The following is a 21,045-nucleotide window of genomic DNA, read 5'->3' on the forward strand; positions in this document are numbered from 1 at the left end:
TGGATTCAGGGGGCTAGGCGGCGCTGCAACTGTCGTCCCAGCACGCGCGCGGCTTCGTCCCAGGTTGTCTGAACGCCGATTGTAGAAAGGTCCACCGTTTGCAGTCCTGCATAGCCGCAAGGGTTGATCCGGTCGTAGGGTTCCAGGTCCATGGCGGCATTCAGGGCAACGCCGTGATAGGTGCAATGCCGGCTGACCTTGATGCCCAGGGCTGCAATCTTGCCCAGCCCCGAAAAATCAGGCTGGGGCGCAGGCGAGCCGGGTGCGCGCAGTTGCGGGCGCTGGGCCAGCATGGCGTGGCTGCGAGGATCGTCAAGACGCACGTAGATGCCGGGGGCGCCTTCCACGCGGTGGCCGGTGATGCCGAAATGCTCCAGCGTGCGAATGACCGCATCTTCGATGCGGAACACGTATTCCTTGACGAAGTAGCCCAGGCGCTGCAGATCCAGCAACGGATAGGCGACCACCTGGCCCGGGCCGTGGTAGGTGACCTGCCCGCCGCGGTTGGTTGCGACCACGGGAATGTTGCCAGGGCTCAGCAAGTGGTCACTTTTCCCGGCAAGGCCTTGCGTGAAATGCGGGGCGTGCTCGCAGATCCAGAGCTCGTCGCGCGTGCCGGCATCGCGGCCGCTCGTGAATGCCTGCATGGCCTGCACCGTGGCTTCGTAGTCGGTGCGGCCCAGCAGGCGCAAGTCCAGCGTCCGCGCAAGCTCGGCGGCTGGGGCGCTCAAAGCACCACTTTCACAAGCGGGTGCGAGGTGAATGCCCGGTACAGGTCGTCGAGCTGCTCGCGGCTGGTGGCCGTCACCGTGACGGTGACGCCCAGGTATTTGCCGCTGCTGCTGGGGCGCAACTCGATGGTGCTGGGGTCAAAGGCGGGGTCGAAGCGCTCGGCGATCTGGGTGATTTCATGCACCAGATGCTCGGCCTTGATGCCCATGACTTTGATGGGAAACTGCGACGGGTACTCGATCAACGAGTCCTTGCGCGGGTCCGCGCCCGGCGCGGCTGCTGGTGCGGAGGAGGGGGTGGGGGCGTCGGTCATAGGTGAATCAAGGTTAATCGCTTGGCGTTGGAGGCGATTGTGCGCTATCGTTCGCGGCCATGTCGCAGCCTGGGGCTGCCGCGCCGCCGGTCACGAAAACTCCACACACAACAAACAAGCTGCCTGCGGTGCGAGGCTGGCGTTGTTGGCCTGCTGCCACACAGCCAGGCTGCCGCCGCCGTTTTGGACATGCCCGTAACAACCCCTATCGTTCGGCAGGGGTTTTTACTTATAATCAGAGGCTTTGTGAAAAAGTCTTGTCTGGTCTGCGGCCTTCGAGAACTCAATGAAAAACTACGCCGCTGACACAGACGCTGACAGGGAACTTGAGGGCGAGGATTCCGACTTCAAGCCCCTGACCTCCGAGGAGGCTCAGGAGTGGCGCACGCGAAACCCGCAGATGTCTGTGTGGCGCTTCGTGGTGGTCCAGGCGGTGGTTGGCGTGCTGGTGGCACTGGTCGCGTGGCTGGTGACGGGGCGCGCCGAGGTCGGATGGTCGGCTGCCTATGGCGCCTTGTCGGTGGTGCTGCCGGCTGCGCTGTTTGCGCGCGCCGTCGTGCGCAAGAGGCCTGGCGGCGCTGCAGCCGCCATGGTGGGAATTTTTGGCTGGGAACTGGTGAAGCTGGTGCTGTGCATTGCCATGCTGGCGGCTGCACCCAAGCTGGTCCCGGGGCTGAGTTGGCTGGCGCTGCTGGCGGGCTTGGTGATCGTCATGAAAACGTATTGGGTCGCGCTGATAGTGCGGGCCAATGTCCGAAAAACCGATTGATATTTGAAGAGAAGTTGACCGATGGCCGCAGACGCGCACGCACCTACTGCAAGTGAATACATCGTTCACCACCTGCAGCACCTCCAGAACATCAAGCAAAAGTCGATCATCGACTTTTCGGTCATCAACCTGGACTCGATCGTCGTCAGCGCCACGCTGGGCGTGCTGAGCCTGTTCGTGCTGTGGCTTGCCGCGCGCAAGGCCACATCGGGCGTTCCGGGCCGCTTCCAGGCGGCTGTAGAGCTGCTGGTCGAGATGGTGGACAACCAGGCCAAGGCCAACATCCACAACGCGCAAAGCCGCAAGTTCATCGCTCCGCTGGCACTGACCGTGTTCGTCTGGATCTTCATGATGAACGCCATGGACATGCTGCCCGTGGACCTGCTGCCGGTACTGTGGCAGGGCGTCCAGGGTGACTCGCACGCCTACCTGCGTGTCGTTCCCACGGCTGACCTCTCGACCACGCTGGGCCTGTCCTCGGCCGTGCTGATCCTGTGCTTCTTCTACAGCATCAAGATCAAGGGCATGGGCGGCTGGGCCCACGAACTGGTGACCGCTCCGTTCGGCACCAGCAAGAATCCCGTGTTTGCACTGATCCTGGGTGTTATCAACCTGGCCATGCAGATCATTGAATATGTCGCCAAGACGGTTTCGCATGGCATGCGACTGTTCGGCAACATGTACGCTGGTGAGTTGGTGTTCTGTCTGATCGCTCTGATGGGCGGTGCGGCTGCCATGTCGCTTTCCGGTGTGTTGCTCCCCTTGGGGCACATCATTGCAGGCTCTATCTGGGCGATCTTCCACATTCTGATCATCACCCTTCAGGCCTTCATTTTCATGATGCTGACGCTGATCTATCTCGGCCAGGCACATGAAGCCCACTGACCATTTCCTTTCCCTCTCAACCTTTCTCTTTCTTTAATCTCAGGAGTCATCATGGAAAACATTCTCGGTCTCGTCGCTCTGGCTTGTGGTCTGATCGTTGGTCTGGGCGCTATCGGCGCTTCGATCGGTATCGCCCTGATGGGTGGCAAGTTCCTGGAATCGTCGGCACGTCAGCCTGAGCTGATCAACGAACTGCAAACCAAGATGTTCATCTTGGCCGGTCTGATCGACGCTGCCTTCCTGATCGGTGTTGCTATCGCTCTGCTGTTCGCTTTCGCCAACCCCTTCGTCCTGGCCTAAGCTCCGATCAACGCCCTAGATAGAAAGGTGTTGCCGTGAGTATCAACGCGACCCTGTTCGTCCAGGCCATCGTTTTCCTGATCCTGGTGCTGTTCACGATGAAGTTCGTGTGGCCCCCGATCGCGAAGGCGCTGGATGAACGAGCTCTGAAAATCGCCGATGGCCTCGCTGCTGCCGACAAGGCCAAGACTGACCTGGCCGCCGCCAACAAGCGCGTCGAGCAGGAACTGGCCCAGACGCGCAACGAAACGGCATCGCGGCTTGCGGACGCCGAACGCCGTGCCCAGGCCATCATCGAAGAAGCCAAGGCCCGTGCCTCCGAAGAAGGCAACAAGATTGTTGCTGCTGCCCGCGCCGAGGCCGAGCAGCAGACAGTCCAGGCCCGTGAAGCCCTGCGCGAGCAAGTGGCTGCGCTGGCCGTCAAGGGCGCCGAGCAGATCCTGCGCAAGGAAGTGGATGCCGGCGTCCATGCCGACCTGCTGAACCGCCTGAAGACCGAGCTGTAAGGAAGAGCAAACATGGCAGAACTCGCCACCATTGCCCGTCCTTACGCAGATGCCCTGTTCAAGGCCAGCACCCAGCAGGGTGCTGACCTGTCCGGCACTGTTGCCTGGGCGGAGGAATTGGCGGCGATTGCCGCCAATCCGCAATTGCGCCAGCTGGCCGACGACCCCAAGGTGACCGACGAACAACTGTTCGACGTCATCAGCGGCGTGGCCGGCTCGGCATTGCCCGATGCCGCTCGCAACTTTCTGCGCGTCATCATTGAAAACGGCCGACTGCAAGCCCTGCCAGAAGTGGCGGCCCAGTTTCGCAGCCTCGTGAACCGCGCCGGTGGCTCGTCCGACGCCGTGGTTCAAAGCGCTTTTCCCATAGATGCTGCCGCTCTGGCTGCCCTCGGGACTTCGCTGGAGAAGCGTTTCGGCCGAAAGCTGAACCTGTCGGTGCAGCAAGATCAGTCCCTGATCGGTGGCATCCGCGTCGTGGTGGGTGATGAAGTTCTTGACACGTCCGTCAAGGCCCGCCTGGAACAAATGAAAGCGGCCCTCATTGCGTAACAACGCGACTGAGGTCTCGGCTAACCAAAGCTAAAGAAGGAAAGAGTCATGCAACTCAATCCCGCAGAAATTTCTGAACTGATCAAGAGCCGCATCGAGGGTCTGGCTGGCAGCAGCGACATCCGTAACGAAGGCACCGTGGTTTCGGTGACCGACGGTATCGTGCGCGTGCACGGCCTGTCGGACGTGATGCAAGGCGAAATGCTGGAATTCCCCGCAGGCAAGGATGGCCAGCCCTCCTTCGGCCTGGCGCTGAACCTCGAGCGCGACTCCGTCGGCGCCGTGATTCTGGGCGAGTACGAGCACATCTCCGAAGGCGACACCGTCAAGTGCACGGGCCGCATTCTGGAAGTGCCCGTCGGCCCCGAACTCATCGGCCGCGTGGTCAACGCCCTGGGTCAGCCGATTGACGGCAAGGGCCCGATCAACGCCAAGATGACGGACGTGATCGAGAAGGTCGCTCCCGGCGTGATCGCACGCCAGTCCGTGGACCAGCCCCTGCAGACCGGCATCAAGTCCATCGACTCGATGGTGCCCGTCGGCCGTGGCCAGCGCGAACTGATCATCGGTGACCGCCAGACCGGCAAGACCGCCGTGGCCATCGACGCCATCATCAACCAGAAGGGTCAGGGCGTTACCTGCATCTACGTTGCGATCGGCCAGAAGGCTTCCTCGATCAAGAACGTGGTGCGTGCCCTGGAGCAGGCCGGCGCGATGGAATACACCATCGTCGTGGCTGCCACCGCTTCCGAATCCGCTGCCATGCAGTACGTGTCGGCCTACTCCGGCTGCACGATGGGCGAGTACTTCCGCGACCGCGGCGAAGACGCCCTGATCGTCTATGACGACCTGTCCAAGCAAGCCGTGGCCTACCGCCAGGTTTCGCTGCTGCTGCGCCGTCCCCCGGGCCGCGAAGCCTTCCCCGGCGACGTGTTCTATCTCCACAGCCGCCTGCTCGAACGTGCAGCCCGCGTGAATGCCGACTACGTCGAAGCCTTCACCAAGGGTGAAGTCAAGGGCAAGACGGGTTCGCTGACGGCACTGCCCATCATCGAAACCCAGGCCGGTGACGTGTCGGCCTTCGTGCCCACGAACGTGATCTCGATCACGGACGGCCAGATCTTCCTGGAAACCAGCCTGTTCAACGCCGGTATCCGCCCCGCCATCAACGCCGGTATCTCGGTGTCGCGCGTCGGTGGTGCTGCACAGACCAAGCTGGTCAAGGGCCAGTCCGGCGGTATCCGTACCGACCTGGCGCAATACCGTGAACTGGCTGCCTTCGCGCAGTTCGCCTCCGACCTGGACGAAGCCACCCGCAAGCAGCTGGACCGCGGTGCCCGCGTGACCGAACTGCTCAAGCAGGCCCAGTACAGCCCCCTGTCCACCGCTTTGATGGGCGCTTCGCTGTTCGCAGTGAACAAGGGCTACATGGACGACATCCAGGTCAAGCAAGTGCTGGCTTTCGAGTCTGGTCTGCACCAGTTCCTGAAGACCAGCCACGGCGCCCTGATCGACAAGCTGAACGCTTCCAAGGCCATGGACAAGGATTCCGAAGCCGAATTGAACGCCGCCATCGCTGCGTTCAAGAAGTCGTTCGCTTAAACCGGACGAGGAGCCATCATGGCAGCAGGTAAGGAAATTCGCGGCAAGATCAAATCGGTGGAAAACACCAAGAAGATCACCAAAGCCATGGAAATGGTGGCCGCATCCAAGATGCGCAAGGCGCAGGAACGGATGCTGGCTGCACGCCCGTACAGCGAAAAGATCCGCAACATTGCAGTCCATCTTGGCCAAGCCAACCCTGAGTACGTGCACCCGTTCATGCAAGTGAACGGTGATGCAAAGACAGCCGGCGTCATCGTGGTGACGACGGACAAGGGGTTGTGCGGCGGCATGAACACCAACGTGTTGCGTGCTGTCACGGCCAAGCTGCGGGAGCTGCAGGATCAAGGCGTGTCGGCAGAAGCAGTGGCCATTGGCAACAAGGGTCTGGGCTTTCTGAACCGTGTCGGCGCCAAGGTGGTTTCGCACGCGACGGGTCTGGGCGATACGCCCCATCTGGAAAAGCTGATCGGCCCTGTGAAGGTGCTGCTCGATGCATATGCAGCGGGCAAGCTGAGCGCGGTGTACCTGAGCTACACCAAGTTCATCAACACCATGAAGCAGGAATCGGTGGTGGAGCAGTTGCTGCCCCTGTCGTCCGAGAGCATGCAGGCCGAGAAGACGTCTGGCCATAGCTGGGACTACATCTACGAACCCGACGCGCAGTCCGTGATCGACGAACTGCTCGTGCGCTACGCAGAGTCCCTGGTCTACCAAGCTGTCGCGGAAAACATGGCGTCCGAGCAATCGGCGCGCATGGTGGCCATGAAGGCCGCTACCGACAACGCCGGCAACGTCATCAGCGAGTTGAAGCTGGTCTACAACAAGACGCGTCAGGCAGCCATCACGACCGAACTGTCGGAAATCGTGGCTGGCGCCGCTGCTGTGTAAAGCAGCTCAACAGACAAACTAATTGGAGCAAAAAATGGCTCAAGTGCAAGGCAAGATTGTTCAATGTATTGGCGCTGTGGTGGACGTCGAGTTCCCCCGCAACGCAATGCCCAAGGTGTTCGATGCCCTGAAGCTCGACGGCTCGGCCCTGACGCTGGAAGTGCAGCAACTGCTGGGTGACGGCGTTGTGCGTACCATCGCCCTGGGTTCGTCCGACGGTCTGCGTCGCGGCCTGATGGTGTCCAACACCGGCAACCCCATCACCGTGCCCGTGGGCAAGGCGACGCTGGGTCGCATCATGGACGTGCTGGGCAACCCCATCGACGAACGCGGTCCCGTGGATCAGGCGCTGACGGCTCCCATCCACCGCAAGGCACCGGCTTATGACGAGCTGTCGCCTTCGCAGGAACTGCTGGAAACCGGCATCAAGGTGATCGACCTGATCTCGCCCTTCGCCAAGGGCGGCAAGGTGGGTCTGTTCGGTGGCGCCGGTGTGGGCAAGACCGTGAACATGATGGAACTCATCAACAACATCGCCAAGGGCCACGGTGGTCTGTCGGTGTTCGCCGGTGTGGGTGAACGTACCCGCGAAGGCAATGACTTCTATCACGAAATGTCGGACGCCGGCGTGGTCAACCAGGAGTCGCTGAACGACTCCAAGGTGGCCATGGTCTACGGCCAGATGAACGAACCCCCGGGCAACCGTCTGCGCGTGGCGCTGACCGGCCTGACCATGGCCGAAGCCTTCCGTGACGAAGGCAAGGACGTGCTGTTCTTCGTGGACAACATCTACCGCTACACGCTGGCCGGTACCGAAGTGTCCGCTCTGCTGGGTCGCATGCCTTCCGCCGTGGGCTACCAGCCCACGCTGGCCGAGGAAATGGGCCGCCTGCAAGAGCGCATCACCTCGACCAAGGTCGGTTCGATCACTTCCATCCAGGCCGTTTACGTGCCTGCCGATGACTTGACCGACCCCTCGCCTGCCACGACGTTCGCCCACTTGGACTCGACCGTGGTGCTGTCGCGTGACATCGCTTCGCTGGGTATCTACCCCGCCGTCGATCCGCTGGACTCCACCAGCCGCCAGCTGGACCCCCAAGTCGTGGGTGAAGAGCACTACAAGGTGGCCCGCGAAGTGCAGGGCACGCTGCAGCGCTACAAGGAACTGCGCGACATCATCGCCATTCTGGGCATGGACGAGCTGGCTCCCGAAGACAAGCTGACCGTGGCCCGCGCCCGCAAGATCCAGCGTTTCCTGTCGCAGCCTTTCCACGTGGCCGAAGTGTTCACTGGCGCTCCCGGCAAGTACGTGTCGCTGGCTGAAACCATCCGTGGTTTCAAGATGATCTGCGCTGGCGAGTGCGATCACCTGCCCGAGCAGGCCTTCTACATGGTTGGCACCATCGACGAAGCCTTCGAGAAGGCCAAGAAACTGGCGGCTTGAGCCTGCGGCACCCCCTGAGCGACTGCGTCGCTTCCCCCTCTCTACCCGCTTCGCGGGGAGGGGGACGACACCCTCGCTGCGGGGCGGCCCTTGCTCGGTGTCCCCGATCTGGGCCCTGCCGGTTCCAAGTTCCAGTCAACCTTTTCTGAGGAGCAAAGATGAACACCATCCACGTTGATGTGGTCAGTGCCGAAGAGTCCATCTTCTCCGGTGAAGCGCGCTTTGTCGCCCTGCCCGGTGAATCCGGCGAACTGGGCATTTTTCCCCGCCACACTCCGCTGATCACGCGCATCAAGCCTGGCTCGGTGCGTATCGAGATGGCGGACGGCAGCGAAGAGTTCGTCTTCGTGGCCGGCGGCATCCTGGAAGTGCAGCCCAACTGTGTGACCGTACTGTCCGACACCGCCATCCGCGGTGCCGACCTGGACGCCGAGAAGGCCGAGAAGGCCAAGCTCGAAGCCGAGGAAGCACTGAAGAACGCCAAGAGCGAAGTCGATCTGGCGCGTGCCCAGTCCGAGCTGGCCGTCATGGCCGCTCAGATCGCGGCCCTGCGCAAGTTCCGCCAAAAGCGCTGAGCCCCATTCGGGCTCCAGCTGCAAGAAAGCCGCCCTCGGGCGGCTTTTTCTTTGGTGCGAAAGGCTGGAAGGCCGGTCACCGGCCCCATGGCTCAGTCGCCGCAGCGGGCCTGGTACACGTAGGTCACGGCATTGTCCTTGGGGTCCACCGTGCGCGACTTGTGCGTCACGGCCTTGGCGGGCACGGGGCACAGGGCGCGGATCTGTTGCTCGCAGCGCTTGGGGTCGTCTTCGCGCAGCTTGCAGCTGAGCACATAGTCATATTCCTGCGAGTCGTCGAGGATGGGGCTTGCGCAGGCGCTCAGGGTCAGCACGGCGGCCAGCAGGCCCAGGCGGGCCAGGGTGTTCTTCATGGTGTGGATGCTCCTTGATGAAATGGCGTGACGCTATCACAGCCTCCGTGCCCGCGATAGCTTGATGAAGGGGGTGGCTCGGCCCGGCCTGCGCAGCCTGCCTGCCTTTCAGTGGTGCTGTATCACGACAGCATTGGGAAGATTGTCGCTGCCATCGTGCACAGGCTGCAGCGGGTCACGCGGAAAGTTGGTTTCAAGCAGCAGGCTCACGCGCTCCAGGGCTGCTGTCATGCCCATGGCGTAATGGCCGCCCTGAAAGGCGGCACCCATGTCGCTGATCAGCGTTTGCCATTGTTCCGCCGGCAGGGTGCGCGCCAGGGCGCGGTCGGCGACGATTTCGATGGCGTGGTCGGCCAGCAGCAGATAGATCAGGGCACCGTTGTTGTGTTCGGTATCCCAGACGCGCAGCTTGCCGAACAGCGTGATGGCGCGCTCGCGCGGCGTGGCGTCGCGCCACAGGTAGCTGGGCGGCAGTCCGGGTTCGACGCAGATGCGAATCTGGCCTGTATGGCGCTCCTCGCTCATGGTGATCAGGCGCTCCAGCTCCGCCAGGCTTTCAGGCGGGAGTGCACGGCGCAACTGCCCTTCGGCCCAATGGTGGCGCAGCAGCCGGAGCAGACGCTGTACAAAGCCTGTGATTGCAGCCGCCATCTCACCAACTCCCCGAGGCGCCGCCGCCCCCGAAACTGCCGCCTCTGCCAGAGCTGAAGCCCCCGCCACCGCTGCGGCCGCCGCCCCCGCCAAAGCCGCCACCACCGCCCCATCCACCGCCGCCACCCCTGCCGGAGCGGCCGCTTCCCAGCAGGGTGAACAGCAGCGCGACGACTCCCGCTCCTGCGGCGACGAGCAGGCTGGCCGTCACCACATAGGCGGCAATGCCGGCGCCTGCCCCCGCCAGCACGGAGGCCAGTGGCCGGCCCAGCACCGAGCGCAGGATGGGGCCGACCACGGCCACGCCGAAGAAGAAGAACAGCATCAGGTCTTCCATGTCGAAGCCCCTGTCCGGGCTTTTGGAAGAATGGGGGCTGGAGGAGGGCGCCGGCAGTTGCTCGCCCGCAATGCGTGCTGCCACCTGGTCCAGCGCAGCGGTGATGCCGCCCGCATAGTCCCCCTGGCGAAAGCGTGGTGCCATCTGCTGGTCGATGATGCGCGCGGCTGCCAGGTCGGGGATCGCGCCTTCCAGCGCGCGGGCTACTTCCATGCGCATGCGCCTGTCGTTCTTGGCAATCACCACCAACAGGCCGTCGCCCACGTCGCGGCGGCCGATCTTCCAGTCACTGGCCACGCGCCAGGCATAGGCGGCAATGTCCTCGGGCGCGGTGGTGGCCACCATCAGCACGACGACCTGCGAGCCCGACTTCTGTTCGATGCCACGCAGCCTGTCTTCAATGGCGCGTGCCTCATCGGCCGACAGCGTGCCCGTCTGGTCGATGAGCCGCGCCGAGAGGGCCGGCACGGGCTGCGGCGCCTGCGCCAGCGTGCTCCCGGGCAGCAGCAGCATGGTCAGGACAAGGGCGCAAAGCATGCGCCACAGTGGCACCAGGGACATGGTCACGGCTTACTTGTTGCCGAAGTCCACCGTGGGCGGACGGGAGATTTCGGCCTCGTTCTGCACGCTGAAGCTGGGCTTGGGTTCGTAGCTGAAAACCTTGGCCGTCAGATTGGTCGGAAAGCTGCGCGCCAGCACGTTGTAGGACTGCACGGCCTGGATGTACTGGTTGCGCGCCACGGTGATGCGGTTCTCCGTGCCCTCCAGCGTCACGCGCAGGTCGCGGAAGCCCTGGTTGGCCTGCAGCTGGGGATAGCGCTCGGCCACCACCATCAGCCGCGACAGGGCACTGGACAGCTCGCCCTGCGCCTGTTGGAACTTGTTGAAGGCCTCGGGGTTGTTGACCAGCTCGGGCGTGGCCTGGATGGAGGTGGCCTTCGCGCGTGCCTCCACCACCTTGGTCAGGGTTTCCTGCTCGAAATTGGCCTCGCCCTTGACCGAGGCCACGATGTTGGGCACCAGATCGGCACGGCGCTGGTACTGGTTGAGCACTTCGCTCCAGGCCGACTTGGTCTGTTCGTCAAGACGCTGGAAGTCGTTGTAGCCGCAGCCGGTCAATGCCAGGACGGTGGCAAGCGTGGCGAGTAGACGTTTCATAAGATGGCAACCTGAAAGCGACAATGGAAAACAGTATCGCGCACGATGCATGCGCAATGCTGGCGATTGTGCTGCGCGCCCGGCCTGCTGCCCTGTAGGGCAAAGGCCATTGCGCAGCGGTGTGGCAAGGACTGCTAACAGGGCTTTTATGCACGAATTCACGGCGGCGCGCTGGTTGCCGGGGGGCCATGCCCAGACCATCTGGCCGGCACTGTTCGCGCGCCGCTGGCCGGCGGGCCAGGCGGCGCCCGCCTGGCGCTGGGAGCGCTGGGATACCCCGGATGGCGACTTCATCGATGTCGCCTTCGGCGGTGCTCCCACCCTGCCTGCCGATGCGCCATGGCTGGTGCTTTTCCATGGCCTTGAAGGCTCGGCGAACAGCCACTATGCCCAGGCCATGGCCTGGGTGGCCGCGCAGCGTGGCTGGCACATGGCCGTGCCGCACTTTCGCGGCTGCAGCGGCGAGGTCAACCGGGGCCCGCGCGCCTATCACTCGGGCGATGTGCAGGAGGTGGACTGGATACTGCGCCGCCTGCGCGCACGGTCTTCCCGCCCGCTCCATGTGGTGGGTGTTTCCCTGGGCGGCAATGCGCTTGCGCGCTGGGCCGGTCTGCAGGCAGACAAGGCCGCCGAGGTGGTCCAGGCCCTTGCGGCGGTGAGTGCGCCGCTGGATCTGGCGGCTGGCGGCATGGCGCTGGGGCAGGGTCTGAACCGCTGGATCTACACACGCATGTTCCTGCGCACGCTGGTGCCCAAGGCGCGGGTCAAATGGGCGCAATTTCCCGGGCTCTTCGACCGCGATGCCGCGGTGCGCGCGCGCGATCTGAAGGAGTTCGATGACGCGTTCACGGCACCCGTGCATGGCTTTCTCGATGCGCACGACTATTGGCGCCGGGCGGCAGCCAAGCCTGTGCTGGGCAGCATTGCCGTGCCCGCGCTGCTGCTCAATGCGCTGGACGATCCTTTTGTCCCTGCATGCAGCCTGCCAGGGCCAGGCGAGGTCGGCCCACGGGTTACGCTGTGGCAACCGCCGCATGGCGGTCATGTGGGTTTTGCACAGGGACATTGGCCAGGGCATGTACTGGGCATGCCGCAGGCCGTCACGCAGTGGCTGGCAGACAGCGAACAAGGATGAATGCAATGGACGATATCGTGAAGCAGGCCATGGCCAAATGGCCCCATGTGCCCGCCTGCAGCGGCTGGCTGGGGCTGGACGAGCGCGGGCGCTGGTATCTGCGCGATGAAGAGGCACAGGCCTGCGGCGCTTTCGACAGCGGCACCCCGGGAGCCAAGGGCGCGGAGGTGCGCAACGAAAAGCTGGCGGACTTCATCGCCCGCAACTATCTTGCCGAGCCTGATGGTCGGTGGTTTTTCCAGAATGGTCCCCAGCGCGTGTATGTGGAACTGGAAAGCACACCCTGGATATGGCGGCTGCGCTGGGATGGCGAGCGCCTGCAGATGCACAGCCACACAGGGGCAGAGCTGCAGGCCGCAGACATCAAGGAGGTTTTGATGGATGAGACAGGGCGCCTGTATCTGGCCATGCCCTCCGGCCTGGGCCTGGTCCATACGCAGGACATGGTCGATGCCGCTGCCGCGCTGGACGCCGGCATGCTGCCTGCCTGTGAAGAGGTGCCGGCACAGACGTTGCCGCAACGCTACGGTTTTGTGCGCAGTCCGGCCCGGGCATGAAAAAACCGGCCGAAGCCGGTTGGTGCCAGACATCCTGGGCCTTGCTCAGTTGGCGGGTGCCGCTGCACCTTCTGCTGCAGCGCCTTCTGCGGCCGGGGCCTTGGGCTCTTCAAACTTGCCACCTGCGGCATTGGCCATGTAGACCACGCCGCGGGCAATTTCGGTGTCGTTGAAATCGCCGCCGCCTTGAGGCGCCATCGCTCCCTTGCCCTTGAGGGCCGAGTGCACCAGACCTTCCAGACCTTGTGCCAGGCGCGGGCCCCAGGCCGCGGCATCCGCGAACTTGGGAGCACCTGCGGCACCTGTGGCATGGCAGGCCGCGCATTGACCCTTGAAGACTTCTTCACCCGAGCGCAGCGGGCGATTGGCATCCCGGATTTCCACGAGGCCGATTTTCTGCAGCCGCTGGGCCTTGGCCATTTCGGTCTGGGAAGCGCCGGCGCCGGCCTTGTCGGCCGAGCTCACGTATTGCACGAGGCCGATGATCACGAACACCGGAACCACGAAAGAGAAAAACACCGCCATCAGCAGCTGCTTGGGGTTCTTGATCGGGCCCGTATGGGCTTCTTCGGTGTGGGTTGCGCTCATGAAGTCCTCTTGTGTTGTGGGGGCGTGAGTCAACAACAAATTATATCGACGGGCCTCTTGCAGACACTGCGCGCAGACCCGGGTTGACCTGGGGTGCACATATGCCATGAGATGGATCAAGCAAATGGCAAATGCTTTCCGCGCGCCATGAAAAAGAGGTGTTCACCTTGCGGAGAACACCTCTGTGCGGTTGGCGCGGCAGATACCGGCCTTGGGTCTTACTGCGCGGGCGCGGGAGCCGGCGTGGCTGCCGCTGCTGTCGCTGTCCTGTCGGTCCAGCCTCCGCCAAGCGCCTTGTACAGCTCGATCTGGTTGAGCAGCTGCGCCAGACGCACGCTCACGGTGGACTGCTCCAGCGCGAACAGGGTGCGCTGTGCATCCAGCAGGTCCAGGTAGCTGGCCACGCCGTTGCTGTAGCGCAGGTCGGACAGCTTCAGGCGTGCCTGCTCGGCTTCGAGCTGGGCGCGCTGGGCCATGATCTGGTCACGCAGCGTGCCCTGGCTGTCCAGTGCGTCGGAGACCTCGCGGAAGGCGCTCTGGATGGACTTCTCGTACTGGGCGATGGCCACTTCGCGCTCGACCTTGGCCGCAGCCAGATTGGCCGAATTGCGACCCGCATCGAAGATGGGCAGGAGGGCGGATGGCGCGAGGGTGAAGCCCCAGCTGCCGCTCTTGAACAGGCCCGACAGCTCGTTGCTGGCCGTGCCGAACTGCCCCGTCAGCGTGATGCGCGGGAAGAAGGCGGCACGCGCGGCACCGATGTTGGCGTTGGTGCTGATCAACTGCTGCTCGGCCTGGCGAATGTCGGGCCGCTGCGTCAGCAGATCCGACGGCAGGCCGGCCGGCACGGCGGGCAGGTCGGCTGTGTCGCGCAGTCCCTGGCTGGAGCCCAGGCTGGCGAGCACGTCCGCTGGCAGGGACTGGCCCAGCAGCAGCACCAGGGCGTTCTCGTCCAGGGCGCGCTGGCGCTGCTGCTGCGCCAGCGTGGCGCGCGCAGCCTCGGTCAGCGAGACGGCTTGGCGGTAGTCCAGCTCGGACGCCACGCCCGTGTCGAAGCGCAGCTTGGTCAGCTTGATCGACTCTTCACGGGTCTGCAGCGTGTCGCGCGAGATCTTCAGCAGCTGCTCGTCGGCCAGCAGCGTGTACCAGCCGCTGGCCACAGCGGCCACCAGGCTGGTCTGCGCGGCGCGGCGTGCTTCCTCGGTCGCCAGATACTGTGCCAGGGCCGCTTCCTTCAGGCTGCCGATGCGGCCGAAGAAGTCCAGCTCCCACGAGGTGACGGCCAGGCCGACCTGGTAGCTGTTGACGTACTTGGTGCCCGAGCCCGTGGTGTTCGGGGCGCGGCTGGCGTTGACGCCTGCACCGACCGTCGGGAACTGGTCGGCGCGCGTGATCCGGTACTGGGCCTGGGCGCGCTCGATGTTGAGCGCGGCCACGCGCAGGTCACGGTTGTTGTCCAGCGCGGTGCGAACCAGCTGCTGCAGGCGTGCGTCCTGGAAGAAATCCTGCCAGGGCAGCTGCGCTGCAGCCGTGCCGCCTTCCGCCGCAGCGGTGGCGTTCGCGCGGGTGTACTGCGCCGCGACCGGAGCGGCAGGGCGCTCGTAGGTGGGGATGAGCGAGCATCCCGCCAGGAGCAGGGCGGTGGCGATGGCCACCGGGGTACTGCGATTAATCATGGCTCAAGGCCTCCTTGCCGGCCGGTGTGGACGGCGGGTTGTGCGATTTGATCTTGCCCTTGAACAGCTTGCGCACCACGACGAAGAAGGTGGGCACGAACAGCACGGCCAGCACGGTGCCGGTGATCATGCCGCCGAGCACGCCGGTGCCGATGGCACGCTGGCTGGCCGAGCTCGCGCCCGTGGCGATCACCAGAGGCACCACGCCCAGGCCGAAGGCCAGCGAGGTCATGATGATGGGGCGGAAGCGCAGGTGGGCGGCTTCCAGCGCAGCTTCGATCAGTCCCTTGCCTTCGGCCTGCAGGTCCTTGGCGAACTCCACGATCAAGATCGCGTTCTTCGCCGACAGGCCGATCACCGTCACCAGTCCGATCTGGAAGTACACGTCGTTGGAGTAGTTGCGCAGCAAGGTGGCAAGCACCACGCCCAGCAGACCCAGCGGCACGACCAGAATCACCGACAGCGGGATGGACCAGCTTTCATACAGGGCGGCCAGACACAGGAACACGGCCAGGATGGCGAAGGCGTACAGGAAGATGGCTTGCGAGCCCGCCAGCTTTTCCTCACGCGACTGGCCGGTCCACTCGAAGCCGAAGCCTTCGGGCAGCTTGGCAGCCAGCTTTTCCATCTCGTCCATGGCATCGCCCGAGCTGAAGCCCGGTGCGGCCGAGCCTTCGATGCGCACGGCAGGGTAGCCGTTGTAGCGCACCGTCTGCTGGGCGCCCTTGACCCACTTGGTGGTCGCGAAGGTGGACAGCGGCACCGGATCGCCCTTGGCGTTGCGCGCGTTCAGGCGCAGCAGGTCGTCGGGCTGCATGCGGGCCGGAGCATCGGCCTGCACGATCACGCGCTGCAGACGACCCTGGTTGGGGAAGTCATTGACGTAGGACGAGCCCAGCGCCGTGGACAGCGCGGCATTGATCGAGGTGAAGTCCACGCCCAGGGCGTTGGCCTTGTCGCGGTCGATCTCGATGCGCAGCTGGGGCGCGTCCTCCAGACCATCGGGACGCACGCCCGCCAGCACCTTGCTCTGCCCGGCCATGCCCAGCATCATGTTGCGGGCATTGATCAGCGCATCGTGTCCGTGGCCGGCACGGTCCTGCAGGCGGAACGAGAAGCCCACGGCGTTGCCCAGTTCGGGAATGGGCGGCGGGTTCACGGCGAACACGAAGGCATCGCGGATGCCCGACGTCATGCCCATGATGCGGCCCGTCATGGCGTCCACCGTGGAGTTCGCTCCCTTGCGCTCGGACCAGTCCTTGAGCGGCACGAAGGCGAGGGCGGCATTCTGGCCCTGGCCGGAGAAGCTGAAGCCCAGCACGCTGACCATGTTGGCCACTTCGGGCTGCGGCAGCACGGCTTCTTCCACCTGCTTCATCACCTCCAGCGTGCGCTCCTTGGCGGCGCCAGGGGGCAGTTGCACGTTGACGATGAAGTAGCCCTGGTCCTCGGTCGGCAGGAAGGAGGTCGGCAGGCCACGGAACACCACCACGGCGCCCGCGATCACGGCCAGGTACACGCCGATCATCAGCACCGAGCGCTTGAGCAGTCGGGCCACCCAGCCTTCATAGGACTTGGCCGAGCGTGCGAACGTGCGGTTGAACCAGCCGAAGAAGCCCTTCTTCTCGTGGTTGTGACCGGCTTCCACAGGCTTGAGCAGCGTTGCGCACAGGGCCGGTGTCAGCGTCAGCGCCATGAAGGCCGAGAAGCTGATGGAGGCGACCATCACGATGGAGAACTGCCGGTAGATATTGCCGGTGGACCCCGCGAAGAAGGCCAGCGGTATGAACACCGCGATCAGCACCAGCGTAATGCCCACGATGGCGCCCGAGATCTGGCCCATGGCCTTGATCGCGGCTTCGCGCGGCGGCAGGCCTTCCTCGCTCATGATGCGCTCGACGTTCTCCACCACCACGATGGCGTCATCCACCACGATGCCGATGACCAGCACCATGCCGAACATGGCCAGCACGTTGATCGAGAAGCCCACGGCCTGCATGACCGCGAAGGTGCCCAGCAGTGCAATGGGCACCACGATGGTCGGGATCAGCGTGTAGCGCCAGTTCTGCAGGAACAGGTACATCACCAGGAACACCAGCACGATGGCTTCCAGCAGCGTGTGGGCGACCTTCTCAATGGAGATGCTCACGAACTTGGAGCTGTCGTAGGGAATGGAGTACTTCACGCCCTTGGGGAAGAACTTCTGCAGCTCTTCCATGCGCGCATGCACGGCCTTGGCGGTCGCCAGCGCATTGCCGCTGGGCGTCAGCTGGACGCCGATACCCACGGCATCCTTGCCGTTCAGGCGGGCGGAGGTCGCGTAGGCCTGGCCGCCGATCTCGATGGTGGCCACGTCCTTGAGGCGCACGGTGGAGCCATCGGGATTGGCGCGCAGCACGATGTTCTCGAACTGGCCGATCGAAGACAGCTGGCCCATCACCGTCACCGTGGCGGCGATCTTCTGGCCCGTGATGTTGGGCAGGTCACCGATGGCGCCGCTGGCCACCTGGGCGTTCTGACTGCGGATGGCGGCCGTCACGTCCTCGGCCGAGAGCTTGTAGCCCTGCAGCTTGGCGGGATCGAACCAGATGCGCATCGCCTTTTCGGTGCCGAACAGCTGTGCCTGGCCCACGCCGGCCACCCGCTGGATTTCGGGAACGATGTTGCGCGAGGCGTAGTCACCCAGGGCCACCGTGTCATAGGCCTTGGCGTCCTCGGACGACAGCATGATGAACAGCAGGAAGTTGGACGACGCCTTGTCCACGCGCACACCCTGCTGCGTCACGGACGCAGGCAGGCGCGGCGTGGCGCGCGACAGGCGGTTTTGCACGTCCACCTGCGCCAGGTCCACGTTGGTGCCAGCCTCGAAGCTGATGGTGATGCTGCCCGTGCCATCGGCCTGGGCCACCGACTCCATGTAGACCAGACCGGGCGAGCCGTTCATCTCGCGCTCGATCACGGACAGCACGCTGTCTTCGAGCACCTTCGCGGACGCGCCTGGATAGGCGGTGTTGATGACGATGGCTGGAGGAGCCACCTTGGGGTATTGAGCGATCGGAAGCTTGGTCAGCGCAATACCACCGAGGACGATGATGAATAGCGCGACGACCCATGCAAAGATCGGTCTGTCGATAAAGAACTTGGCCATTGCTGAGCCCCTTGATTACTTCTTGTCTGCCTGGTCCGCAGGCTTGGCGTCGGCTGCGGCTTGCGGGGCTGGCGCTGCCGCGCCGGCCGGCTTCTGGGCACCTGCGGCCTCTGGCTGCCAGGGCACGGGCTTGACCGGCGTGCCGGGCGGCAGCATCTGCAGCTTCTGGAAGCCGTCGACCATGACCTTCTCACCCGCCTGCAGGCCTTCGCTGACCAGCCATTGGTTGTTCTGGGCCGTGGTCACCTTCACCTGCCGCTTGGTGATCTTGCCGTCGTCGCTGACCACGCTCACGGTGTCGCCGGTTTCGGTACGTGTCACCGCCTGCTGTGGCACGGCAATGGCGTTGGACGCCTGGGCCTGCTCCATGCGCACGCGCACATACATGCCGGGCAGCAGCAATCCCTTGGGGTTGGGCACCTCGGCACGCAGCGTGACCTGGCCGGTGGAGCTGTCCACGGTCAGGTCGGTGAACAGCAGCTTGCCCTTGAGCTCATAGGCCGTGCCGTCGTCCAGGCGCACCTCGACGCTGGCAGCCTCGGCGCCATCGGCCTTCTTGAGCTTGCCCTGCTCCATCGCGCGGCGCAGCCGGAAGGCCTCGCTGGACGACTGGGTGAAGTTCACATAGACAGGATTGATCTGCTGGACCACGGCCAGCGGAGTCGCCTCGCCCTGGCCGACCAGCGCGCCTTCGGTCACCAGAGACTGGCCGATGCGGCCAGAAATGGGGGCGGTGACGCTGGTATAGCCAAGATTGATCTCGGCGGTCCGCACGGAGGCCTTGCCGACCGCGACGTCAGCCTGGGCCTGCTTGTAGGCCGCCTCTGCATTGACGAAGTCCTGCTTGCTTATCGCGTTGGCGGCAACCAGCGGGCGATAGCGTTCCAGTTGCGCCAGTGCCTGGGCCTGGTTGGCCTCGGCACGGGACTGCGTGGCCTTGGCACTTTGCAGCGTCGCCTGGTAGGGCGCCGGATCGATGCGGTACAGCACCTGGCCGGCCTTCACGTCGCTGCCTTCCTTGAACAGGCGCTCCTGCACGATGCCGGCGCTGCGGGCGCGGATCTGGGCCACGCGGCGCGCATCCACGCGGCCAGGGAGTTCGGTCACAAGGCCCACGTCGGCGGGGGTGGCGACCACCACGCCCACCGGCACGGCGGGCATCTGCTGCTGCGCGGCAGCTTGTTCTTCGGGCTTTTTCCCGCAGGCCGCCATGGCCATTGCGGCAGTGACGGCCAGGGCCACGGTGGTGAGGCGCAGACTGCTGTAAGGGGACGGAGCGGCTGACACATTGCTGCGTGTGCTGGGCATGATGGGTCCTTGTGCTGAATCAAATAACGATGTTGACGTTCCGGTCAGCGCTATCCGGAACGCCCGTGTCCACGGGCAAGTCGCGGATTATACATACATACATGAATGTATAATGACCGCTGTTGCTGCAAGGCGGCGCGAAGCATGGCGTAGCGTGGCATGGCCGGGCTCAACGATGGAAGGAAATACATCTTGGCACGACGAACGAAAGAAGATGCGTTTGCAACGCGCAACAGTCTGCTGGACGCTGCGGAGCAAGTGTTCTACGAACAGGGTGTCGCCCGGGCCTCGCTCAACGAGATTGCCCAGCGAGCCGGCGCCACGCGCGGTGCGGTCTACTGGCATTTCAAGGACAAGCTGGATCTCTTCTATGCCATGCTGGACCGCGTCACGCTCCCGCTGGAGCAGGCCGCTCAGGGCGACTGCGAAGATGACTCCGAATGCGATGCGCTGGAATATGTGCGGCGCCTGATGGCGGTGGTCTTCGGGCGCATCGCCGATGACGACAGCACGCGGCGCGTCTTCGAGATCCTGCTGCTCAAGGTGGAATACGTGGGCGAGCTCATGCCCGTGCAGGAGCGCAACCGTGCCGCACTGGACTCTTTTTCCGCGCAACTGGAGCTGGCGCTGCGTGCGGCTGCCGAAAGCCATGCGGTGACCATGTCCATGCCGGCTCCCCAGGCCTCGATCGCGCTGTGCGCCATGTTCGATGGCCTGCTGCAGAGCTGGCTGCTGGGAAGGGCCTTCGATCTCAAGCAGGTGGGCGCGCAGGCGGTGGATGTCTGCCTGCGGGGGTTGGGCTTCACGGTGCCGCAGGCGCAATAGCGCCGGGTCCTGGGGGCTTGGACGTGCCGGGGCAAAGTCATGCGACAATGCTCGGCTTGTGCAGGGCAGCGATGCCCTGAGCGGCTGTAGCTCAGTGGATAGAGTATTGGCCTCCGAAGCCAAGGGTCGTGGGTTCGATCCCCGCCAGCCGCACCACAATTTTTCTTGGATCGCCCAGGTGGCCTGAGAAAAAAATGCACTGAAATTTTTCTGACGAAAAAAACGGTGCTAGAATTCAAATCTCTTCGGAGGGGTGCCCGAGTGGCTAAAGGGGGCAGACTGTAAATCTGTTGGCTTACGCCTACACTGGTTCGAATCCAGTCCCCTCCACCAGTAATGGTGAAGAAGAGAAGTCATCTGAAAAGATGGCGACGTGCAGTCAATCTGTGCGGGAGTAGTTCAATGGTAGAACCCTAGCCTTCCAAGCTAATGACGCGGGTTCGATTCCCGTCTCCCGCTCCAGTTGGCGAGCAAAGTTTTTTGAGATTGCTTCGGCAGCCTCAAGGCCCATGTGGCTCAGTGGTAGAGCACTCCCTTGGTAAGGGAGAGGTCGGCAGTTCGATCCTGCCCATGGGCACCATTATCTCTGGTGCGCTCGCTAGATGGGGTTGCGCCAAATCCTGTTGTAGTGATTTAGATTTTTTTCGGAGTCGGAAAAATGGCTAAAGCAAAATTCGAGCGTACCAAGCCGCACGTCAACGTTGGCACCATCGGTCACGTGGACCACGGCAAGACGACCC

Annotated in this window: 21 protein-coding genes, 4 tRNA genes and 2 pseudogenes; 17 read left to right on the plus strand and 10 right to left on the minus strand. The window is 63.9% G+C overall.

Going from position 1 to position 21,045, the window contains the following annotated elements; all coding sequences use genetic code 11:
• Positions 1-5: 5 nt before the first annotated feature.
• Both lipB and ACUTR7_RS29300 read right to left on the minus strand, forming a co-directional pair.
• Entirely contained in the window at positions 6-731 is a 726-nt protein-coding gene (gene lipB, locus ACUTR7_RS29295; RefSeq protein ID WP_445610413.1) for a lipoyl(octanoyl) transferase LipB, read from the minus strand.
• Complete coding sequence (locus ACUTR7_RS29300) at positions 728-1,045, minus strand: YbeD family protein (RefSeq protein WP_034397898.1); 318 nt, start codon at positions 1,043-1,045, stop codon at positions 728-730. Before ACUTR7_RS29300 ends, lipB begins: the two co-directional genes overlap by 4 nt.
• A gap of 286 nt (positions 1,046-1,331) precedes the next feature.
• Here ACUTR7_RS29300 and ACUTR7_RS29305 point away from each other — a divergent pair, with 286 nt between their 5' ends.
• The 9 genes from ACUTR7_RS29305 to ACUTR7_RS29345 all read left to right on the plus strand — a co-directional run bounded on the left by ACUTR7_RS29305 (position 1,332) and on the right by ACUTR7_RS29345 (position 8,569).
• Positions 1,332-1,814, plus strand: coding sequence for an ATP synthase subunit I (locus ACUTR7_RS29305; protein WP_012202351.1), 483 nt, complete (start codon positions 1,332-1,334; stop codon positions 1,812-1,814).
• Positions 1,815-1,835: 21 nt separating this feature from the next.
• Complete coding sequence (gene atpB, locus ACUTR7_RS29310) at positions 1,836-2,699, plus strand: F0F1 ATP synthase subunit A (protein ID WP_012202352.1); 864 nt, start codon at positions 1,836-1,838, stop codon at positions 2,697-2,699.
• 51 nt (positions 2,700-2,750) lie between these two features.
• The gene (gene atpE, locus ACUTR7_RS29315; RefSeq protein ID WP_011803767.1) at positions 2,751-2,999 is read left to right on the plus strand and encodes a F0F1 ATP synthase subunit C; all 249 of its coding nucleotides are present in this window, start codon (positions 2,751-2,753) and stop codon (positions 2,997-2,999) included.
• Between the two features lie 35 nt (positions 3,000-3,034).
• Positions 3,035-3,505, plus strand: a complete 471-nt coding sequence (locus ACUTR7_RS29320) for a F0F1 ATP synthase subunit B (protein ID WP_012202353.1) — start codon at positions 3,035-3,037, stop codon at positions 3,503-3,505.
• Between the two features lie 12 nt (positions 3,506-3,517).
• Positions 3,518-4,057 carry a F0F1 ATP synthase subunit delta gene (locus ACUTR7_RS29325; RefSeq protein ID WP_012202354.1) on the plus strand — a complete coding sequence of 180 codons (540 nt, stop codon included), beginning with the start codon at positions 3,518-3,520 and terminating at the stop codon, positions 4,055-4,057.
• A gap of 48 nt (positions 4,058-4,105) precedes the next feature.
• Positions 4,106-5,659 carry a F0F1 ATP synthase subunit alpha gene (atpA, locus tag ACUTR7_RS29330; RefSeq protein ID WP_012202355.1) on the plus strand — a complete coding sequence of 518 codons (1,554 nt, stop codon included), beginning with the start codon at positions 4,106-4,108 and terminating at the stop codon, positions 5,657-5,659.
• Positions 5,660-5,677: 18 nt separating this feature from the next.
• Entirely contained in the window at positions 5,678-6,550 is an 873-nt protein-coding gene (gene atpG / locus ACUTR7_RS29335; RefSeq protein WP_012202356.1) for a F0F1 ATP synthase subunit gamma, read from the plus strand.
• 34 nt (positions 6,551-6,584) lie between these two features.
• Positions 6,585-7,994, plus strand: coding sequence for a F0F1 ATP synthase subunit beta (gene atpD / locus ACUTR7_RS29340; RefSeq protein ID WP_012202357.1), 1,410 nt, complete (start codon positions 6,585-6,587; stop codon positions 7,992-7,994).
• Between the two features lie 158 nt (positions 7,995-8,152).
• Positions 8,153-8,569: a F0F1 ATP synthase subunit epsilon gene (locus ACUTR7_RS29345; RefSeq protein ID WP_012202358.1), complete on the plus strand. Its 417-nt coding sequence runs from the start codon at positions 8,153-8,155 to the stop codon at positions 8,567-8,569.
• Between the two features lie 92 nt (positions 8,570-8,661).
• Here ACUTR7_RS29345 and ACUTR7_RS29350 read toward each other — a convergent pair whose 3' ends face one another.
• From ACUTR7_RS29350 to ACUTR7_RS29365, 4 genes are all read right to left on the minus strand, one after another.
• Positions 8,662-8,922: a hypothetical protein gene (locus tag ACUTR7_RS29350; protein ID WP_012202359.1), complete on the minus strand. Its 261-nt coding sequence runs from the start codon at positions 8,920-8,922 to the stop codon at positions 8,662-8,664.
• 108 nt (positions 8,923-9,030) lie between these two features.
• Positions 9,031-9,573 (minus strand): TPM domain-containing protein, encoded by a 543-nt coding sequence (locus ACUTR7_RS29355; RefSeq protein WP_445610414.1) that lies wholly within the window; start codon positions 9,571-9,573, stop codon positions 9,031-9,033.
• A gap of 1 nt (position 9,574) precedes the next feature.
• Complete coding sequence (locus ACUTR7_RS29360) at positions 9,575-10,447, minus strand: TPM domain-containing protein (protein WP_445610417.1); 873 nt, start codon at positions 10,445-10,447, stop codon at positions 9,575-9,577.
• 33 nt (positions 10,448-10,480) lie between these two features.
• Entirely contained in the window at positions 10,481-11,068 is a 588-nt protein-coding gene (locus ACUTR7_RS29365; RefSeq protein WP_012202362.1) for a LemA family protein, read from the minus strand.
• A gap of 148 nt (positions 11,069-11,216) precedes the next feature.
• On the opposite strand from ACUTR7_RS29365, the gene ACUTR7_RS29370 reads away from it, so the two are divergent.
• Both ACUTR7_RS29370 and ACUTR7_RS29375 read left to right on the plus strand, forming a co-directional pair.
• Complete coding sequence (locus tag ACUTR7_RS29370) at positions 11,217-12,203, plus strand: YheT family hydrolase (RefSeq protein WP_199961881.1); 987 nt, start codon at positions 11,217-11,219, stop codon at positions 12,201-12,203.
• 5 nt (positions 12,204-12,208) lie between these two features.
• A complete protein-coding gene (locus ACUTR7_RS29375) occupies positions 12,209-12,760 on the plus strand; it encodes a DUF2946 family protein (RefSeq protein ID WP_445610415.1) in 552 nt (183 codons plus the stop codon).
• 57 nt (positions 12,761-12,817) lie between these two features.
• On the opposite strand, the pseudogene ACUTR7_RS29380 reads toward ACUTR7_RS29375, so the two are convergent.
• The 4 genes and pseudogenes from ACUTR7_RS29380 to ACUTR7_RS29395 all read right to left on the minus strand — a co-directional run.
• Positions 12,818-13,348: pseudogene (locus ACUTR7_RS29380) on the minus strand (c-type cytochrome); the annotation flags it as partial.
• A gap of 218 nt (positions 13,349-13,566) precedes the next feature.
• The gene (locus tag ACUTR7_RS29385) at positions 13,567-15,024 is read right to left on the minus strand and encodes an efflux transporter outer membrane subunit (RefSeq protein WP_043825883.1); all 1,458 of its coding nucleotides are present in this window, start codon (positions 15,022-15,024) and stop codon (positions 13,567-13,569) included.
• Positions 15,017-18,172: an efflux RND transporter permease subunit gene (locus ACUTR7_RS29390; RefSeq protein ID WP_088166611.1), complete on the minus strand. Its 3,156-nt coding sequence runs from the start codon at positions 18,170-18,172 to the stop codon at positions 15,017-15,019. The genes ACUTR7_RS29385 and ACUTR7_RS29390 overlap by 8 nt, the downstream gene beginning before the upstream one ends.
• A gap of 15 nt (positions 18,173-18,187) precedes the next feature.
• Positions 18,188-19,480: an efflux RND transporter periplasmic adaptor subunit gene (locus ACUTR7_RS29395; RefSeq protein WP_445610416.1), complete on the minus strand. Its 1,293-nt coding sequence runs from the start codon at positions 19,478-19,480 to the stop codon at positions 18,188-18,190.
• A gap of 192 nt (positions 19,481-19,672) precedes the next feature.
• Between ACUTR7_RS29395 and ACUTR7_RS29400 the strand changes: the two genes are divergently transcribed.
• From ACUTR7_RS29400 to ACUTR7_RS29425, 6 genes and pseudogenes are all read left to right on the plus strand, one after another.
• Positions 19,673-20,305, plus strand: coding sequence for a TetR family transcriptional regulator (locus ACUTR7_RS29400; RefSeq protein WP_169807227.1), 633 nt, complete (start codon positions 19,673-19,675; stop codon positions 20,303-20,305).
• An 80-nt stretch (positions 20,306-20,385) separates the two neighbouring features.
• Positions 20,386-20,461: transfer RNA gene (locus ACUTR7_RS29405), tRNA-Arg, on the plus strand.
• A 91-nt stretch (positions 20,462-20,552) separates the two neighbouring features.
• Positions 20,553-20,638: transfer RNA gene (locus ACUTR7_RS29410), tRNA-Tyr, on the plus strand.
• A 55-nt stretch (positions 20,639-20,693) separates the two neighbouring features.
• Positions 20,694-20,767 (plus strand) — tRNA-Gly (locus ACUTR7_RS29415).
• A gap of 43 nt (positions 20,768-20,810) precedes the next feature.
• Positions 20,811-20,885, plus strand: a tRNA-Thr gene (locus ACUTR7_RS29420).
• 78 nt (positions 20,886-20,963) lie between these two features.
• A pseudogene (locus ACUTR7_RS29425) lies at positions 20,964-21,045 on the plus strand (GTP-binding protein); the annotation flags it as partial.

Source organism: Delftia sp. NA_296.1, from assembly GCF_052692095.1.

Bases quoted from the DNA above. Each gene is read 5' to 3' on its own strand.
- ACUTR7_RS29300 (WP_034397898.1), bottom strand. From the start codon at position 1,045: ATGACCGACGCCCCCACCCCCTCCTCCGCACCAGCAGCCGCGCCGGGC.
- ACUTR7_RS29305 (WP_012202351.1), top strand. From the start codon at position 1,332: ATGAAAAACTACGCCGCTGACACAGACGCTGACAGGGAACTTGAGGGC.
- atpB (WP_012202352.1), top strand. From the start codon at position 1,836: ATGGCCGCAGACGCGCACGCACCTACTGCAAGTGAATACATCGTTCAC.
- atpE (WP_011803767.1), top strand. From the start codon at position 2,751: ATGGAAAACATTCTCGGTCTCGTCGCTCTGGCTTGTGGTCTGATCGTT.
- ACUTR7_RS29325 (WP_012202354.1), top strand. From the start codon at position 3,518: ATGGCAGAACTCGCCACCATTGCCCGTCCTTACGCAGATGCCCTGTTC.
- atpA (WP_012202355.1), top strand. From the start codon at position 4,106: ATGCAACTCAATCCCGCAGAAATTTCTGAACTGATCAAGAGCCGCATC.
- atpG (WP_012202356.1), top strand. From the start codon at position 5,678: ATGGCAGCAGGTAAGGAAATTCGCGGCAAGATCAAATCGGTGGAAAAC.
- atpD (WP_012202357.1), top strand. From the start codon at position 6,585: ATGGCTCAAGTGCAAGGCAAGATTGTTCAATGTATTGGCGCTGTGGTG.
- ACUTR7_RS29345 (WP_012202358.1), top strand. From the start codon at position 8,153: ATGAACACCATCCACGTTGATGTGGTCAGTGCCGAAGAGTCCATCTTC.
- ACUTR7_RS29350 (WP_012202359.1), bottom strand. From the start codon at position 8,922: ATGAAGAACACCCTGGCCCGCCTGGGCCTGCTGGCCGCCGTGCTGACC.
- ACUTR7_RS29355 (WP_445610414.1), bottom strand. From the start codon at position 9,573: ATGGCGGCTGCAATCACAGGCTTTGTACAGCGTCTGCTCCGGCTGCTG.
- ACUTR7_RS29360 (WP_445610417.1), bottom strand. From the start codon at position 10,447: ATGCTTTGCGCCCTTGTCCTGACCATGCTGCTGCTGCCCGGGAGCACG.
- ACUTR7_RS29365 (WP_012202362.1), bottom strand. From the start codon at position 11,068: ATGAAACGTCTACTCGCCACGCTTGCCACCGTCCTGGCATTGACCGGC.
- ACUTR7_RS29370 (WP_199961881.1), top strand. From the start codon at position 11,217: ATGCACGAATTCACGGCGGCGCGCTGGTTGCCGGGGGGCCATGCCCAG.
- ACUTR7_RS29375 (WP_445610415.1), top strand. From the start codon at position 12,209: ATGGACGATATCGTGAAGCAGGCCATGGCCAAATGGCCCCATGTGCCC.
- ACUTR7_RS29385 (WP_043825883.1), bottom strand. From the start codon at position 15,024: ATGATTAATCGCAGTACCCCGGTGGCCATCGCCACCGCCCTGCTCCTG.
- ACUTR7_RS29390 (WP_088166611.1), bottom strand. From the start codon at position 18,172: ATGGCCAAGTTCTTTATCGACAGACCGATCTTTGCATGGGTCGTCGCG.
- ACUTR7_RS29395 (WP_445610416.1), bottom strand. From the start codon at position 19,480: ATGCCCAGCACACGCAGCAATGTGTCAGCCGCTCCGTCCCCTTACAGC.